14 protein-coding genes are annotated in these 17,048 nt (G+C 63.3%); 9 read left to right on the top strand and 5 right to left on the bottom strand.

The features are described 5' to 3' along the window. Positions 1 to 6 precede the first annotated feature (6 nt). The 4 genes from BM300_RS22865 to BM300_RS22850 all read left to right on the top strand — a co-directional run bounded on the left by BM300_RS22865 (position 7) and on the right by BM300_RS22850 (position 3,762). Positions 7 to 672: an alginate O-acetyltransferase AlgF gene (locus BM300_RS22865; protein ID WP_092146844.1), complete on the top strand. Its 666-nt coding sequence runs from the start codon at positions 7 to 9 to the stop codon at positions 670 to 672. A gap of 143 nt (positions 673 to 815) precedes the next feature. Then, positions 816 to 2,267 carry a mannose-1-phosphate guanylyltransferase/mannose-6-phosphate isomerase gene (locus BM300_RS22860; RefSeq protein ID WP_092146842.1) on the top strand — a complete coding sequence of 484 codons (1,452 nt, stop codon included), beginning with the start codon at positions 816 to 818 and terminating at the stop codon, positions 2,265 to 2,267. Positions 2,268 to 2,438: 171 nt separating this feature from the next. Beyond that, entirely contained in the window at positions 2,439 to 2,903 is a 465-nt protein-coding gene (locus tag BM300_RS22855; RefSeq protein WP_063324499.1) for a hypothetical protein, read from the top strand. A 34-nt stretch (positions 2,904 to 2,937) separates the two neighbouring features. Then, positions 2,938 to 3,762, top strand: coding sequence for an SDR family oxidoreductase (locus tag BM300_RS22850; protein WP_092345981.1), 825 nt, complete (start codon positions 2,938 to 2,940; stop codon positions 3,760 to 3,762). 271 nt (positions 3,763 to 4,033) lie between these two features. Here BM300_RS22850 and BM300_RS22845 read toward each other — a convergent pair whose 3' ends face one another. The 4 genes from BM300_RS22845 to BM300_RS22830 are packed head-to-tail and all read right to left on the bottom strand — an operon-like array spanning position 4,034 to position 8,891. Further along, positions 4,034 to 4,897 carry an efflux RND transporter periplasmic adaptor subunit gene (locus BM300_RS22845; protein ID WP_092464123.1) on the bottom strand — a complete coding sequence of 288 codons (864 nt, stop codon included), beginning with the start codon at positions 4,895 to 4,897 and terminating at the stop codon, positions 4,034 to 4,036. Positions 4,898 to 4,907: 10 nt separating this feature from the next. Beyond that, complete coding sequence (locus BM300_RS22840; RefSeq protein ID WP_003205331.1) at positions 4,908 to 5,108, bottom strand: DUF1656 domain-containing protein; 201 nt, start codon at positions 5,106 to 5,108, stop codon at positions 4,908 to 4,910. After that, positions 5,098 to 7,314 (bottom strand): FUSC family protein, encoded by a 2,217-nt coding sequence (locus BM300_RS22835; RefSeq protein ID WP_092464134.1) that lies wholly within the window; start codon positions 7,312 to 7,314, stop codon positions 5,098 to 5,100. Before BM300_RS22835 ends, BM300_RS22840 begins: the two co-directional genes overlap by 11 nt. Before the next feature lie 11 nt (positions 7,315 to 7,325). Beyond that, on the bottom strand, positions 7,326 to 8,891 hold the full coding sequence (locus tag BM300_RS22830) for an efflux transporter outer membrane subunit (RefSeq protein WP_170862095.1): 1,566 nt from the start codon (positions 8,889 to 8,891) through the stop codon (positions 7,326 to 7,328). 315 nt (positions 8,892 to 9,206) lie between these two features. Between BM300_RS22830 and BM300_RS22825 the strand changes: the two genes are divergently transcribed. Further along, positions 9,207 to 10,175, top strand: coding sequence for a LysR family transcriptional regulator (locus tag BM300_RS22825; RefSeq protein WP_003205334.1), 969 nt, complete (start codon positions 9,207 to 9,209; stop codon positions 10,173 to 10,175). 27 nt (positions 10,176 to 10,202) lie between these two features. Here the strand turns inward: BM300_RS22825 and BM300_RS22820 are convergent, their stop codons facing one another. Then, entirely contained in the window at positions 10,203 to 10,460 is a 258-nt protein-coding gene (locus tag BM300_RS22820) for a hypothetical protein (RefSeq protein ID WP_063324496.1), read from the bottom strand. 236 nt (positions 10,461 to 10,696) lie between these two features. Between BM300_RS22820 and BM300_RS22815 the strand changes: the two genes are divergently transcribed. Genes BM300_RS22815 through BM300_RS22800 form a run of 4 tightly spaced genes read left to right on the top strand, consistent with a single transcriptional unit; the run spans position 10,697 to position 17,014 of the window. Next, positions 10,697 to 11,854 (top strand): efflux RND transporter periplasmic adaptor subunit, encoded by a 1,158-nt coding sequence (locus BM300_RS22815; protein ID WP_092146837.1) that lies wholly within the window; start codon positions 10,697 to 10,699, stop codon positions 11,852 to 11,854. Continuing rightward, positions 11,851 to 14,967: a multidrug efflux RND transporter permease subunit gene (locus tag BM300_RS22810; RefSeq protein ID WP_092464120.1), complete on the top strand. Its 3,117-nt coding sequence runs from the start codon at positions 11,851 to 11,853 to the stop codon at positions 14,965 to 14,967. Before BM300_RS22815 ends, BM300_RS22810 begins: the two co-directional genes overlap by 4 nt. 9 nt (positions 14,968 to 14,976) lie before the next feature. Beyond that, complete coding sequence (locus BM300_RS22805; protein WP_060740762.1) at positions 14,977 to 15,660, top strand: heavy metal response regulator transcription factor; 684 nt, start codon at positions 14,977 to 14,979, stop codon at positions 15,658 to 15,660. Further along, positions 15,647 to 17,014 (top strand): heavy metal sensor histidine kinase, encoded by a 1,368-nt coding sequence (locus BM300_RS22800; RefSeq protein WP_092345987.1) that lies wholly within the window; start codon positions 15,647 to 15,649, stop codon positions 17,012 to 17,014. Before BM300_RS22805 ends, BM300_RS22800 begins: the two co-directional genes overlap by 14 nt. The last annotated feature ends 34 nt before the right edge of the window (positions 17,015 to 17,048 follow it).

The following is a 17,048-nucleotide window of genomic DNA, read 5'->3' as shown; positions in this document are numbered from 1 at the left end:
TCCACCATGACTTTCAACACTACTCCTCGCCGTCTCGCTGCTCGCTCCTTCAAGGCCGTTGCCCTCGTCGCCAGCATGAGCGCCCTCTCATTGTCCGCCTTTGCCGGTGACTCGGCCCTGTACGGTCCGGTCGCGCCAAAAGGCTCGAGCTTCGTACGTATCTACAACGCCAGCAACGCCGAAGTCAGCGCCACCGTCGGCAGCACCAACCTCAACGAAGTGGCCCCACTGGCCAGCAGCGACTTCAGCTTCATGCCGGGCGGTGACTACAACGCCAAGGTCGGCAGCCAGACCGTCCCGGTCAAACTGGCCCCCGATCACTACTACACCCTGGTCAACAACGCCACCGGCCAGCCTCAGTTGATCGAAGAACCGCCGTTCAAGAACAAGCAGAAGTCCCTGGTCCGCGTGCAGAACCTCACCGACAAGGCCCTGACCCTCAAGACCGCCGATGGCAAGACCGAAGTGGTGCCGAACGTCGCGGCCAAAGGCCGTGGCGAGCGTGAAATCAACCCGGTGAAAGTGACCCTGGCACTGTTCGAAGGCGACAAGAAAGTCGGCGACCTCAAGCCCGTGGCCCTGGAGCGCGGCGAAGCGGCCGTGCTGTACGTCACAGGCTCAGGCAGCAGCCTGTCGCCAGTGTGGGTGAAACGCCCGGTGTCGACACGATAAGAGCAGCGGCGAGCTTCTAGCTTCAAGCGGCAAGCTTTTACTTGCAGCTTGAGGCTCGCCACTGCCGCAGGAACAACAACAAGAGAGTGAAACGACAGAACGCAGTAGCTCTAACAACCATTTCGCTTCAAGGAGTAACAAACATGATTCCGGTGATCTTGTCAGGTGGTAGTGGCTCACGTCTTTGGCCGCTTTCGCGCAAGCAATTCCCTAAACAGTTCCTGGCCCTGACCGGTGAACACACCCTGTTCCAGCAGACCCTCGAGCGCCTGGTGTTCGAAGGCATGGACACGCCGATCGTGGTCTGCAACAAAGACCACCGCTTCATCGTCAACGAACAGTTGAGCAACCGTAAGCTTGAAGCCCAGCGCATCCTGATGGAACCGTTCGGGCGTAACACCGCACCGGCCGTGGCGCTGACCGCGATGATGCTGGTCAACGAAGGTCGCGACGAGCTGATGCTGGTGCTGCCGGCCGACCACGTGATCGAAGACCAGAAGGCCCTGCAACGCGCCCTGGCCCTCGCTACCGTGGCTGCCGAGCGTGGCGAGATGGTGCTGTTCGGCGTTCCGCCAACCAAGCCGGAAACCGGCTATGGCTACATCAAGTCGACCAACGATGCGCTGCTGCCTGAAGGTGTGAGCCGGGTTTCGCACTTCGTCGAAAAACCCGACGCCAAGCGCGCCACCGAGTTCCTTGAGGCCGGCGGTTATTTCTGGAACAGCGGCATGTTCCTGTTCCGCGCCAGCCGCTTCCTCGAAGAGCTGAAAAAACACGATCCGGACATCTACGACACCTGCCTGCTGACCCTGGAGCGCAGTGAGCAGACGGCCGACACCATTACCTTCGACGAAGCCACCTTCGCCTGCTGCCCGGACAACTCCATCGACTACGCCGTGATGGAAAAAACCCAGCGCGCCTGCGTGGTTCCCCTGGCCGCCGGTTGGAGTGATGTCGGTTGCTGGGCGTCGCTGTGGGAAGTCAACGAAAAGGACACCAACGGCAACGTCACCAAGGGCGACGTGGTGATCCAGGACAGCCGCAACTGCATGATCCACGGCAACGGCAAGCTGGTGTCGGTGATCGGCCTGGAAAACATCGTGGTGGTCGAAACCAAGGACGCCATGATGATTGCCCACAAGGACAAGGTCCAAGGCGTCAAGCAGATGGTCAACACCCTCAACGCCCAGGGCCGCACCGAGACCCAGAACCACTGCGAGGTCTATCGTCCGTGGGGTTCCTATGACTCGGTGGACATGGGCGGTCGCTTCCAGGTCAAGCACATCTCGGTCAAGCCGGGCGCGTGCCTGTCCCTGCAGATGCACCACCACCGTGCCGAACACTGGATCGTGGTCAGCGGCACCGCCGAAGTGACCTGCGACGAGAACGTGTTCCTGCTCTGCGAAAACCAGTCGACCTACATCCCGATCGCGTCGGTCCACCGCCTGCGCAACCCGGGCAAGATCCCACTGGAAATCATCGAAGTGCAGTCCGGCAGCTACCTGGGCGAAGACGACATCGAGCGTTTCGAAGACATCTACGGTCGCTCCACCCCGATCGAACGTGGCGTCTCGGTGAAGACCATCGCACAGTAACCAGCAACAACGATCAGCTGTACAAGAAGCCCCCATCCAGCCCACTGCGTCCCTATCCGCAGTGAGTTGGGTGGGGGCTTTTTTTTGCAGTCGGTGATGGGCAGGCATCATTGCTTCAACATTGCCCGCCCCCTTCGGTAGGATGTGCCTACGGTAACGGAGGCTTCCACCATGCTTATCGGCGTCTTGCTGGTCATCACCTGGCTCATCCTGCTGTTGCGCTACCCGGCCAAGGCCTTGCCGGTCTCCCTGGCGGCGTTCATCGGTCTCGGGCTGGTCGCTGCGTGGGTGCTCTGGCAGGAAAACCGCGAGACCCGGCAGTTGGAGCGCCTGGAAATGCGCATTACCTATACCCCCGGACAATGCCCCGCCGACCGTCCACTGTCGCTGAACCTGAAAAACACCAATGACGTGCCGCTGATCGAACTGCGCTGGCAGGTCGCGGCCTATGCGCCTGGCGACACCATCAACCTGGCCGACACCCCCTACGACGCACCGCGCTACCGGGGCCCCGGCCAATTGCAGGCCGGCGCTGACTGGCAAGACTGCCTGCCCCTGCCGCCCCTGCGTCCGGGTTATCGCCCGCAGACCCTGGAGTTTCGCGCCGAGCGATTGCACGGCAGCTTTTCCAACTGATTGCTCCCCCCACTTTTTGCACAAGGAATGCGCCATGCCTGTTGCGCTGATTACCGGATGTTCCAGCGGCATTGGCCGCGCCCTCGCCGACGCCTTCAAGACTGCGGGTTATCAAGTCTGGGCCACGGCGCGCAAGGTTGAAGACGTAGCGACGCTCAGCGCTGCCGGGTTCACCGCGGTGCAACTGGACGTCAACGACGGCCAGGCCCTGGAACAACTCAACGAACGGATCAACCAGCAGCATGGCGGCCTGGATGTGCTGGTCAACAATGCCGGCTACGGCGCCATGGGCCCTCTCCTGGACGGTGGCGTGCCGGCCATGCAGCGTCAGTTCGAAACCAACGTGTTCGCCATCGTCGGGGTCACCCGCGCGCTGTTCCCGGTGTTGCGTCGGGCCAAGGGGCTGGTGGTGAACATCGGCAGCGTTTCCGGGGTGCTGGTCACGCCGTTTGCCGGGGCCTACTGCGCCTCGAAGGCCGCGGTGCATGCCTTGAGCGATGCCTTGCGCATGGAACTGGCGCCGTTCGGCATCCGCGTGATGGAAGTCCAACCCGGCGCCATCGCCTCCAGCTTCGCCAAGAATGCCGGCCACGAAGCCGAACAGCTGATCAGCGAACAATCGCCCTGGTGGCCGCTGCGCGACAGCATCCGCGCCCGGGCCAAGGCGTCCCAGGACAAACCAACCCCGGCCAGCGAGTTCGCCGCCGGGCTGCTCAAGGCCGTGCAACAACCCCGGCCGCCCCGCCTGCTGCGCCTGGGCAATGGCAGCCGGGCATTGCCGTTGATGGCGAGCTGGCTGCCCAAGGGGTTGCTGGAGAAGGGGTTGATGAAGCGGTTTGGGTTGGGTGGATCGTTGTAAGGGATGGAGGGATAACAGGCTTAAACCTTTGTCCCGAGGACATGGTTAACACCTGTGGCGAGGGGATTTATCCCCGCTGGGCTGCGAAGCAGCCCCAAACCAGGCAACACGGTGTACGAGTCGAAACCGCATCAGTCAGATGACGACTGCTGCGCAGCCGAACGGGGATAAATCCCCTCGCCACAGGGATTTGGGTGCACATGGAACTCATGCCCACAGCTTCCACAGGAATAGGGGTGACAAGCCTCTTTGTCACCCTGCCACCGTCGCCTCAGCGCTCGGTTTGTGGCTCGACCACCACCGTGCAAGTCATCCCCGCCGCCAGTAACACCCCGTCGGGTACTTCATCGAGATGAATGCGCACCGGCACCCGCTGGGCCAGGCGAACCCAGTTGAAGGTCGGGTTCACGTCGGCGATCAGTTCGCGGCTTTCGGGGTTGTCCCGATCGTAGATGCCGCGGGAGATGCTTTCCACATGCCCCTTGAGCATCTCACCGCTCATCAACTGCAACTGCGCTGAATCGCCGACCCGCACCTTGGGCAACTTGGTCTCTTCGAAGAAGCCATAGACCCAGAACGAATTCATGTCCACCACGGCCATCTTCGCCTCGCCGATGCGGGCGTAGTCGCCACGGTGCACATTGAGGTTGGTGACGTAGCCGTCCACCGCCGCGCGGACTTCGGTGCGCGACAGGTTCAGCTCGGCGGCTTCCAATTGCGCCTGGGCCTGCTGGTAATCGGCCAGGGCCGAGTCGGCGATGTTGCTGGCGTCGTCGCGGTTTTCCCGGGAGATCACCAGGCTGTCCAGGTCGGCACGCCGATGGGCGTTGACCTTGCGCATCTCCCAAGTGGCCTTGCGCGACGCCACCAGGGAACGAGCCTGCTTCACGGCGATGCGGTAATGCTCAGGATCGATGCGCATCAACAGGTCGCCCTTTTTCACCGATTGGTTGTCGCGCACCAGCACTTCGACCACCTCGCCACTGACATCGGCGGCCACATTGATGATGTCGGCCCGAATCCGCCCATCGCGGGTCCAGGGTTCGTTCATGTAATGGACCCATAACGTACGGCCGATCCACAGCGCCAGGGCCAGAACCAACAGCGTCGCCAGCAGGCTGAAAAACTTTCTCATCGCATCGATCTCAACGGTAGACCGTCAGCGCCAGCGCGCCGAACAGACAGGTAAACAGACTCAGGCGCAACAACGCCGGGTGCCAGAAGAAGCGGTACAGGTCCAGCCCCGACAGGAAGCGGTCCAAGGCCCAGGCCAGGCCGGCGGCGATGAAAAACATCAAGGTCATGGTGGGCATGTACACACCATGGAAGGCGATCTCACGGGGCATGTTCAGGTTCCTGGGGAAGCGGTGTGGCAGGCGGCATGGCATGCGGCATGGCATAGCCGGCCAAGGGCGATTGCGGGTCGAGCAACGAGGTGCGGATAAAATGCAGGTAGCTTTTCACGCGGCGCAGGGCCGAGGTGTCGAAATGCGGGGCGAAGGGTTCGTCGGTGGCCTGCACGCGGCCGATGGCATGGTCCACCGCCACCAGGGCACGTTCCAGATTGCTCTGGCTCGGTTGGCGGAACAGCCGCACCAGCGCCCGCCCCATCACACGAATCGCCTGGCGCCACGGTTGGCTTTCGGCATACGCCGGATGCACCGGTAAAATCGCCTGTTCCTTGCGCAACTCGATAATCGCGTGGCCGACCTCCAGCACCACGAACATCCAGCGCAGCAAGTCCCGTTGCACCCGCGGCTGCCCCGCCGCCAGCCCGTAGGCCTGATGCAGCAAGTCGCGGGTACCACTTTCGAAGCTCGATGCCAGGCCCTTGAGCTTGCCACTGATGGCAAACACCACTTGCTCGCGCAAATCCTGCTCGAGCCGGCGCCACAACCAGCGACTGTTGGGCGGCAGGATGATTGCCCCGGCCGCGGCACACACCAGCATGCCGAGGATCATCGCGATGTAATCGTTGATGAAGGCGTAGGGGTTGTAGACCGTCAGGTTGTCCGGCACCGAACCGGTGCTGAAAAAGATCAGCAGCCCCAGCCCGACCCCGGCGTATTTCGGCCGCGAGCTGAGGAACGAACCGAGCATGATCACTGGCGCCAGCATCACGCAGAGCAAAGGGAAGCCGTCGATCAGCGGGAAGACGAAGAACATCTCGACAAAGCCGATCAACGCCCCGAACAACGTGCCGCAGGCCATCTGGAAAGCCATGCGCTTAGGGTTCGGCGTCGCGGCCGACAAGCCCACGGTGGCGGCGGCGATCATCGTCATGGTCGCGCCGCTCGGCCAGGCCGTGGCGACCCAGTAACTGCCCAGCACCAACAGGATGAAGGCGGCGCGAACACCCGATGCCGTGGCGGCCAGCCAGTTGGTCTGCGGCACGAACGGTTCGTCCCAGCGCTCACGTTCGTGGCGATGATCGGCCAGCGAGGCGTGGGTCAGGGCATAGCCGTGCAAGTCGTCGACGAAGCGATAAAGCAGCTCGTAGGCGGTATGGAAATCCAGTTGCTGCCCATCACTGGGCGCCGTTTCCTGGAACAGCGCCCGCAGCCTTCGCACCTGGGCCGGCAGCTCGGCCTTGTACTCGGCCAGCGCCGCGGCCAGACGGGCCGCATCGGCATCGGTCAGGGCGCGGCCACTGAAACCGTCGAGCAGTTCGGCCAACGTTTGCAAGCCCGGCTTGATGGCGTCTACCACATGATCCGCGGCGCTGCCGCGCAAGCGCTCCAGCAATTGGTGCAAGGCGTTGAAGCGGGTGGTGATGCCCATGAATTCGCTGTTCAAGCGACTGAGCCGGCCGTTGCGCCGACGCATGTGCGGGTCTTCGAACACGGTCACGCTGCGCAGGCTTTCCAGGCCCACCGCCTCGGCAATGAAGCCCACGTTGCGCGCTTCGAAGGTCTCGCGCTTGCTGCGCCCACGCAGGCCATCGGTGACAAACAGGGCAAATACCCCAAAGCGCTGGTACAAGGCATTGCGCATGGCGGCACTGGCGGTTTGCGGCAGGATCGCGGCGCTGACCAGGGTGGAGCAGAGAATGCCCAGGGAAATCTCCAGCACCCGCCAGACCGCGGCCATGAACGCGCCTTCCGGATGGGCCAGGGCCGGCAGGCCGATCATCGCCGCGGTGTAGCCGGCCAGCACAAAACCATAGGCCCGGAAATTGCGATATCGCGCCGCCCCTGCCGAACAGAGGCCAACCCAGGCCGCCAGGCAAGCGAGGAACGGCTCGGTGTTCTGGGCAAACAAGGCGATCAGCGCCACCATCACCGCCGAGCCGGCCAGGGTGCCAAGGAAGCGGTAGAAACTCTTGGCGAACACCTGCCCGCTCTGGGGCTGCATGACAATGAACACGGTGATCATGGCCGTGCGCGGTTGCGGCAACTCCAGGCGCATCGCCAACCACAAGGTCAGGAACGCGGCAAACAGGACCTTGAAGATATAGACCCAGGTCACCCCGTCGCTGCGGGCCCAGTCGAAGAAACCCCGGCGCCATTCAAGACGGTACAACCAGCGTGCGGGGGCAAGTAAAGACGTCACAGGAAAAGGACTCAGCATCGTGGCGAGGGAGCTTGCTCCCGCTTGGGCGCGCAGCACCCACTTGAGGGGGCCGCCGCGCAGTCCAGCGGGAGCAAGCTCCCTTGCCACAGGGCATGGCTCAAGTCAGGGCTGTCGTTGCCGGCCTCAAGCCCGCCACCCAGCGCCGTCACCAGGTCGGCATGGGCGCTCAAGCGCGCCGCCTGCACTTGCTGTTGCACCTGTTGCTGCTTGAACAACAGGCTTTGGGCGTTGAGCACGTTGAGGTAGTCGGTGAGCCCGCGCTGGAACGCCACCATTGCGATGTCGTAGGTGCGCTGGGCTGCGGCCACCGATTCGGCAGCGAAAGCCTGCTGCTTGTCCATCGATTGGCGGCGGATCAGTTGGTCGGAAATGCCCTTGAGGGCGTTCACCAGTGTCTGGTTGTAGTGCGCCACGGCGATGTCATAACCGGCCGCCGCCTCGCCCAGCTGTGAACGCAAGCGTCCGCCGTCGAAGATCGGCAACGTGATCGCCGGCCCGACGTTGTAGGTGAGCTTCTTGCCCGTCAAAAACTCCAGCGCCCCACCGCCAGTGGCCATGTAGCCGAGGCTACCCACCAGGTCGACATTGGGATAGAAGCCGGCCCGGGCCACATCGATACCCCGGGCCTGGGCAGCTACTTGCCAACGCCCGGCAACCACATCCGGACGCTGGCCGAGCAGTTCGGCGGGCAAGGCCGACGGCAGCTTCAAGGGCGCGCCGAGGGCCAGGGTCGGACGTTGCAATTGTGCGCCCTCTCCCGGCCCCTTGCCGGCCAGGGCCGCCAACTGATTACGGCTCAAGGCGATGGCTTCGTCCAGCGCGTCGAGTTGGCGATGGCTCTCGGGCACTGGTGCCTGGGCCTGGCTGACTTCGAAATGGGTGCCGATGCCGCCGTCCAGGCGTTTCTGCGCAAGGTCGAGAATCTGCTCTTGTTGGTGGAGAGTCGCGGCGACGATATCGCGCTGGGCGTAGTGCAGCGAAAACTGGATGTAGGCACGCACGATGTTGCTTTGCAGTTCCAGTTGCGCCTGGCGCGCCTCAGCGACACTGACATGGGCCAGGTCAACCGCCCGTTCGCTGGCATTGCGCTCGCGGCCCCACAGGTCCAGGGCGTAGCTCAAGCCCAGGGCGGCATTGTTGTCCCAGGTCGTGGTGTCGGCCAGCTCGCCCGGGCCATAGAACTGATCGGTGGGCCAGTTATGGCGCTTGAGGGTCACCTCGCCATTGATCTGCAGCGACTCGGCAGCCTCGGCAACCCCGGCCATGGCCTTCGCCTGGCGCACCCGCGCGACGGCCATGGCCAGGCTCGGGCTGTCCTGCATGGCCAGGTCGACCCAGCGATCCAACTGCCGATCACCATAGGCTTGCCACCACTGACGGGTGGGCCAGCGGGCGTCGCGAGCCGCCTCGCGGATGGCGGCATCGGTGACCAGTTGATTGGCCGGCAGTACCTGGCTTTGCGGCCCAATCCCGCCTGTCCCGATGCACCCGCTGATGGTTAATGTCAGAACCCAAACACTGAGAGTCTTCAGCTCTCTGCTGATGCAACGCGGCACTTGTGCAAAATTCCTGAGATGGAGCATGACGACGAGGATGGCGGCCTGTTACGCAAAACTTGTGGGAGCGAGCTTGCTCGCGATGGCGTCCGAACATTCACTTCAGGTGTTGAATGTGATGGTCTCATCGCGAGCAAGCTCGCTCCCACAGGAATCAGTGACCCAGGATTGGTGGCAATTCTAGGCATCGCCCTCCCCGCCGATAAGCCGACCTTTCTGTGAATCTTTGTTACCGTTAACGCGATAATCCATTAGTCGGGTCCCGCTGCTCTGTAACTTCGTGTCACAATTTGCCACCTCCCAAGAGAGCCCTCCATGGACACCTTGCAAAACATGCGCGCGTTCAGTTGTGTTGCCGAAGCTGGCAGTTTCACCGCTGCCGCCGCGCAACTGGACACCACGACGGCCAACATCTCGCGCGCGGTTTCCAACCTGGAAGCCCATCTGCAAACCCGCCTGCTCAACCGCACCACTCGCCGCATTGCCCTGACCGAGGCAGGTAAACGCTACTTGTTGCGTTGCGAGCAGATCCTGGCTTATGTCGAAGAAGCGGAAGCCGAGGCCAGCGACGCCCATGCCCGACCGGCCGGGCAGTTGAAGGTCCACACGATGACCGGCATCGGCCAGCATTTCGTGATCGACGCCATCGCCCGTTATCGCAAGACCCATCCGGATGTGACCTTCGACCTGACCCTGGCCAACCGCGTGCCGGACATCCTTGACGAGGGCTACGACGTCTCCATCGTGCTCGCCAGCGAGTTGCCGGATTCGGGCTTCGTCTCCCAGCGCCTGGGGATCACCTACAGCATCGTCTGCGCATCGCCCGCCTATGTGAAAGCCAGCGGCTGCCCGCAAAAACCCGGCGACCTGCTCAACCACGCCTGCCTGCGCCTGGTCAGCCCGGTCATTCCGCTGGAAAAATGGGTGTTCGACGGCCCGGAAGGCCAGGAGATGGTCACCATCAATAGCTCACCGTTCCTGGTGAATTCCGCCGATGCGATGAAAACCGCGATCACCAGCGGCATGGGCGTGGGGGTGTTGCCGGTGTACGCCGCCATCGAAGGCCTGCGCAACGGCACGCTGGTGCGGGTCATGCCCAACTACCGCTCCCAGGAACTGAACCTCTATGCCATCTACCCGTCGCGCCAATACCTGGATGCGAAGATCAAGACCTGGGTCGAGTACCTGCGAGGCTCGCTGCCGGAAATCCTCGCGGCGCACCAGTCTGAGCTGGCGGCTTACGAATTGAGTGGAAGCCTGGCAGGCGCACGGGTCGCGAACTGAAGTCGCCCCCGTGCGTGAAGGATGATGTCAGCGCTTGCCCATCGAACGACGCGTGCCGGGAGGCGCGGCGCCCGGGGTCTTGGTATGGCCATTCTTCGCGCCGTTCTTGTACCACGGCTGCTGGCCGGCGCCCTTGGCCGCAGCCAGTTCACCGGGTTTGAACGGGAATTTGAAGGCAGGGATCGCCGCTTTGGCGTCCTCGGTGCAGGAAACATCGCTGTCGGACAAATCGGCCTGTTCGCCGCCGGGGAGTTCATCCGCAGGCGAAGGTGTCGGGGAAGTCATGTGAGGCTCCGGGTCATGCATGCAAGTCGGGCCCGAAGGGCGAGCCGCGAAAGGCGGCAGTATACCTGCCCGATATCACCGCGCGCAGGGCAGTTTCATCTGGCACGACCATTCATCTGACTGCAAGCCAGGACAAAACTGACAAGCCTGTCAGTTAGCCGTCACCTTCCTGACCGGCTCGTAACGCTATATAAGAAAGCTCAAACTCCTGTGTCCCGAACCGGCCCTTCATATTCATGCACACCCAGAAGAAAACCGTCCTGCTCGTCGTGCTGTTGGTCGCCCTGGCGGCCCTTGTCCTCTGGTTTGTGCTCAGGCCCGTGACCGCCAAGCCCAGCGCTCCCGCCGCCGTTCCGGTGCGGGTCGTCAGCGTGGTGCAAAAGGATGTGCCGCGCTTTGCCAGCGGCATCGGTACGGTCCTGTCGCTGCACAGCGTGGTCATCCGGCCGCAGATCGACGGCATCCTCACCCGGCTGCTGGTCAAGGAAGGGCAACTGGTCAAGAAAGGTGACCTGCTGGCGACCATCGACGATCGTTCGATCCGCGCCAGCCTCGACCAGGCCCGGGCCCAGCTCGGCGAGAGCCAGGCGCAGTTGGCGGTGGCCCAGGTCAATCTCAAGCGCTACAAATTGCTGAGCGTCGATGACGGCGTCTCGAAGCAGACCTACGACCAGCAGCAGGCGCTGGTCAACCAGCTCAAGGCCACCGCCCAGGGTAACCAGGCGGCCATCGACTCGGCTCAGGTGCAACTGTCCTACACCCAGATCCGCTCCCCAGTGAGCGGTCGCGTCGGCATTCGCAATGTGGATGAAGGCAACTTCCTGCGCACCAGCGACGCCGATGGCCTGTTCACGGTGACCCAGATCGACCCGATCGCCGTGGAGTTCTCCCTGCCCCAGCAAATGCTGCCCACCTTGCAACGCTTGATCGCGGCGCCCGAGCAAGCCTTGGTCAAGGCCTATCTCGGTGCCGATGGCGCTAGCGGGGAACTGCTCGGCGAGGGGCGCCTGAGCCTCATCGACAACCAGATCAACGCCAACACCGGAACCCTGCGGGCCAAGGCTGAATTCGACAACGCCGCGCAACGGCTGTGGCCCGGGCAACTGGTGACGCTGAAGATCCAGACCGCCCTCGACAAGGACGCCCTGGTGGTGCCTCCCTCCGTGGTCCAGCGCGGGCTGGAGCAACACTTCGTGTACCGGATCAAGGGCGACAAGGTCGAGAGCGTGCCGGTGGTCATGGTTTACCAGGACAGCGACATACACATCATCAAAGGGGTGAACGCTGGCGATCAACTAGTGAGCGATGGTCAGTCACGGCTCAAGCCAGGCAGCCACATCCAGGTGCTCAGTGCCCCGCCCGCCCTGGCCAAGACTGCGGAGCCGCAACCGTGAAGGGCCGCGGCTCGGTTTCAGCGTGGTGCATCGACCACCCCATCGCCACGGTGCTGCTGACGTTTGCCCTGGTACTGCTGGGCGTGATCGCGTTTCCTCGCCTGCCCGTCGCGCCGTTGCCGGAGGCCGAATTCCCGACCATCCAGGTTAACGCGCAGTTGCCTGGAGCCAGTCCCGAAACCATGGCCTCGTCAGTGGCGACGCCGCTGGAAGTGCAATTCAGTGCCATCCCCGGCATCACCCAGATGACCTCCAGCAGCGCCCTGGGCTCGACCAACCTGATCCTGCAATTCAGCCTCGATAAAAGCATCGACACCGCCGCCCAGGAAGTGCAGGCGGCGATCAACACCGCCGCCGGCAAACTGCCCAACGACATGCCGAACCTGCCGACCTGGCGCAAGGTCAACCCCGCCGACAGCCCGGTGTTGATCCTCAGCATCAGCTCCTCCCTAATGCCCGGCACCGAGCTGAGCGACTACGTCGAAACCCTGCTCTCGCGCCAGATCAGCCAGATCGACGGCGTAGGACAAATCTACATCACCGGCCAGCAGCGTCCGGCGATCCGGGTCCAGGCCTCGGCTGATCGACTCGCCGCCATCGGCCTGACCCTGGCGGACATCCGCCTGGCGCTCCAGCAGGCCAGCCTCAACCTGGCCAAGGGCGCCCTGTACGGCGATTCGAGCATTTCCACCCTGTCCACCAACGACCAGCTGTTCCAGCCTGAGGAGTACGGTGAGCTGATCGTGTCCTACAAGGACGGCGCACCGGTTCACCTCAAGGACATCGCCAAGGTCGTCAACGGCTCGGAAAACGCTTACGTCCAGGCCTGGTCCGACAGCGAACCAGGGGTCAACCTGGTGATCTTCCGGCAACCGGGGGCGAACATCGTCGAGACCGTCGACCGCATCCAGGCGGCCCTGCCCACCCTGCAAGCCATGCTGCCCGCTGCCATACAGGTCAAGGTACTGATCGACCGCACCCAGACTATCCGCGCCTCGTTGCACGAAGTGGAGATCACCTTGCTGATCGCGGTGCTGCTGGTCGTCGCGGTGATGGCGCTGTTCCTGCGCCAGCTCTCGGCAACCCTGATTGTCTCGGCGGTGCTGGGGGTGTCGCTGATCGCCAGTTTCGCCCTGATGTACGTGATGGGCTTCAGCCTGAACAACCTGACCCTGGTGGCAATCGTCATCTCGGTCGGGTTCGTGGTGGACGACGCGATTGTGGTGGTGGAGAACATCCACCGGCATCTGGAAGCCGGCGACGGCATGCGCGAAGCGGCGATCAAGGGAGCGGGTGAGATCGGTTTCACCGTGGTCTCCATCAGCTTCTCGCTGGTAGCGGCATTCATTCCACTGCTGTTCATGGGCGGAGTGGTCGGGCGCCTGTTCAAGGAATTTGCCCTGACCGCCACCTCGACCATTCTGATTTCGGTGGTGGTGTCGCTCACCCTGGCACCGACCCTGGCCGCGCTGTTCATGCGTGCCCCGGTACATCATGCCCACAGCAAGATGGGATTCGGCGAGCGTCTGCTGGGCTGGTACGAGCACGGCCTGCGTCGGGCCCTGGCCCATCAAAAACTGATGATAGGCGTGTTCGGCCTGACCCTGGCACTGGCGGTGGTGGGCTACGTGTTCATTCCCAAGGGGTTCTTTCCGGTACAGGACACCGGCCTGGTACTGGGCACCAGCGAAGCCGCCGCCGATGTGTCGTTCCCGGACATGGTCGCCAAACACAAGGCCCTGGCCGACATCGTCGCCGCCGACCCGGCGGTGCAGACCTTCTCCCATTCCGTCGGTGTTTCGGGCAATAACCAGACCATCGCCAACGGCCGTTTCTGGATCGCCCTCAAGCCCCGGAGCGAGCGTGACGTGTCGGCCAGCGGCTTCATCGACCGAATCCGCCCGCAATTGCTGAATATCCCCGGTGTAGTGCTGTACCTCAGGGCCGGGCAGGACATCAACCTCAGCTCCGGCCCCAGTCGCGCCCAATATCAATACGTGCTCAAGAGCAACGACGGGCCGAGCCTCAACGCCTGGACGCAAAAACTCACCGACAAGCTGCGCGGCAACCCGGCGTTCCGTGACATCTCCAACGACCTGCAACTGGGCGGCAGCATCACCCACATCAACATCGACCGCAGCGCGGCAGCGCGCTTCGGCCTCACCGCCACCGATGTCGACCAGGCCCTGTACGACGCCTTCGGCCAACGGCAGATCAATGAATTCCAGACCGAGACCAACCAGTACAACGTGATCCTGGAACTCGATACCGCGCAGCGGGGCAAGGCCGAAAGCCTGGCGTATTTCTACCTGCGTTCCCCCCTGAGTGGGGAAATGGTGCCGCTCTCGGCCCTGGCCCGCTTCGATGCGCCGAGCAACGGCCCGCTGTCGATTGCCCACGACGGCATGTTCCCCGCCGCCAACCTGTCGTTCAACCTGGCGCCCGGCGTCGCCCTGGGAGACGCGGTGCGCCTGCTCGACCAGGCGAAGAACGAAATCGGCATGCCCGCCGCCATCACCGGTAATTTCCAGGGCGCGGCCCAGGCCTTCCAGAGCTCGCTGGCGAGCCAGCCATGGCTGATCCTCGCCGCGCTGGTGGCCGTGTACATCATCCTCGGCGTGCTCTACGAGAGCTTCGTGCACCCGTTGACGATCATCTCCACCCTGCCCTCGGCCGGTCTCGGCGCGCTGATCATGCTCTGGCTGCTGGGCCAGGATTTTTCGATCATGGCGCTGATCGGGCTGGTGCTGCTGATCGGGATCGTCAAGAAGAACGGCATCCTGATGATCGACTTCGCCCTCGACGCCCAGCGCAACAAAGGGTTGGCGCCCCAGGAGGCGATTTTCCAGGCGTGCCTGACACGCTTCCGGCCGATCATGATGACCACCCTGGCCGCCCTGCTCGGCGCCTTGCCGCTGATGCTCGGCTATGGCCCCGGCGCGGAGCTGCGCCAGCCCCTGGGCATCGCGGTGGTGGGCGGCCTGCTGGTGAGCCAGGCGCTGACGCTGTTCACCACACCGGTCATATACTTGTGGCTGGAGCGACTGTTCCATCGGCCCGCCCATCAGCCAGGGTCGGCGCCGACGGCGGCGCTGGCGAGCACAGACCACTGAGGCAGGGCCATGCGCGTTCTGATTATCGAAGACGAAGAAAAAACCGCGGACTACCTGCACCGCGGCCTGACCGAACAGGGCTATACCGTGGACGTGGCGCCGGACGGCATCGAGGGGCTGCACCTGGCCCTGGAAACCGACTATGCGGTGATCGTGCTCGACGTGATGCTGCCGGGCCTGGACGGCTTCGGCGTACTGCGGGCCCTACGCGCCCGCAAGCAGACACCGGTGATCATGCTCACCGCCCGGGAACGGGTCGAGGACCGCATCAAGGGCTTGCGCGACGGCGCCGATGACTACCTGGGCAAACCTTTCTCCTTCCTCGAACTGGTGGCCCGCCTGCAAGCCCTGACCCGCCGCAGCGGCGGCCATGAACCGGTGCAGGTGAGCATCGCCGACCTGTGGATCGACCTGATCAGCCGCAAGGCCACACGGGCCGGCCAGCGCCTGGACCTGACGGCCAAGGAGTTCTCCCTGCTCAGCGTCCTGGCCCGCCGCCAGGGTGAAATCCTCTCGAAAACCGCCATTGCCGAAATGGTCTGGGACATCAACTTCGACAGTGACGCCAACGTGGTGGAAGTGGCGATCAAACGCTTGCGGGCCAAGCTCGACGGGCCATTCGAACAGAAGTTGCTGCACACCATTCGCGGCATGGGTTATGTGCTGGAGAGTCGCAGCGATGAGCGTCCCTGACAGCATCGCCCTGCGCCTGAGCGGCATGTTCACGCTGGTGGCGGCGCTGGTGTTCCTGTTGATCGGTGGCGCTTTATACCAGCAGGTCGGCAAGGGCCTGGGCCTGTTGCCCGAAGCCGAGCTCGATGCCCGCTACAGTGTCCTGGAGTCCACCGTTGGCCGCTACGGCACGCCTGAACACTGGGTGAAGATCAACAACAAGCTGCGACTGCTCGGTGAAGAAGACAAACGCATCCATTTCTGGATCGTCAGCGACGATCCGCGCTTTGAATACGGCGCTCCCGATGCACAGATCCGTGCCTTTGCCCAAGGCGCCCTGGGGAAGCGCGACCTGACCTTGCCCCATCGGGACTACCCGATGAAAGTATTGGTGAGCCAATTCCCGGCCAAGGACCAACGCCCGCCGCTGCGCTTCATGATCGGCATCGACACCCAGACCTTCTACCAGACCCAGCATCGCCTGCTGGTGGCGCTGGTGAGCCTGGCGATTGTCGGTGTGCTCCTCGCTTCGTTGCTGGGCTACTGGGTCGCGCGCATCGGCCTCAAACCGCTGATCAAGCTGTCCGATGAAGCCCGACGCCTGGCCCCGCCCCGCCTGTCCGGGCGCTTGCAACTGTCGCCCTTGCCGCCGGAGCTGGGCCAGTTCGTCAGTTCCTTCAACGCCACCCTCGACCGGGTCGAACAGGCTTACTCGCGGCTGGAATCGTTCAACGCCGACGTCGCCCATGAATTGCGCTCGCCCCTGACCAACCTGATCGGCCAGACCCAGGTTGCGCTGACCCGTGGACGCTCGGCCGAACACTACTTCGAAGTGCTGCAATCGAATCTCGAGGAGTTGGAGCGGCTGCGTTCGATCATCAACGACATGCTGTTCCTGGCCAGCGCCGACCAAGGCAGCAAGGCCACCAAGTTGACCAGCGCATCCCTGGCCGGCGAAGTGGCGACCACCCTCGATTACCTGGACTTCATACTGGAAGATGCCCAGGTCCAGGTCCGGGTCAGCGGCGATGCCCAGGCCAACATCGAGATCGCCCACTTGCGACGGGCGCTGATCAACCTGCTGAGCAACGCCGTACAACACACCGCGCCCGGGCAAGTGATCGACGTGCACATCGAAGCCCTTGGCGACCAGATCACCCTCGCGGTCACCAACCCCGGCGAACCGATCGCCGGCGAGCACTTGCCACGCCTGTTCGAACGTTTCTATCGCGTCGATGCCTCGCGCAGCAACAGTGGCGCCAACCATGGACTGGGGCTGGCCATCGTCAAGGCCATTGCACTGATGCACGGTGGCGATGTGTTCGTGCGCAGCGACCAGGGTGCCAACACGTTCGGGATCCGCTTGCCAGCCTGAGGCCTTCACAAGGTTCGATCTTTCCAGCATTGAA

It is taken from the genome of Pseudomonas sp. NFACC46-3 (assembly GCF_900114515.1).
Lineage (GTDB): Bacteria > Pseudomonadota > Gammaproteobacteria > Pseudomonadales > Pseudomonadaceae > Aquipseudomonas > Aquipseudomonas fluorescens_Q.
This window is presented reverse-complemented; position numbering and strand designations above follow the sequence as displayed.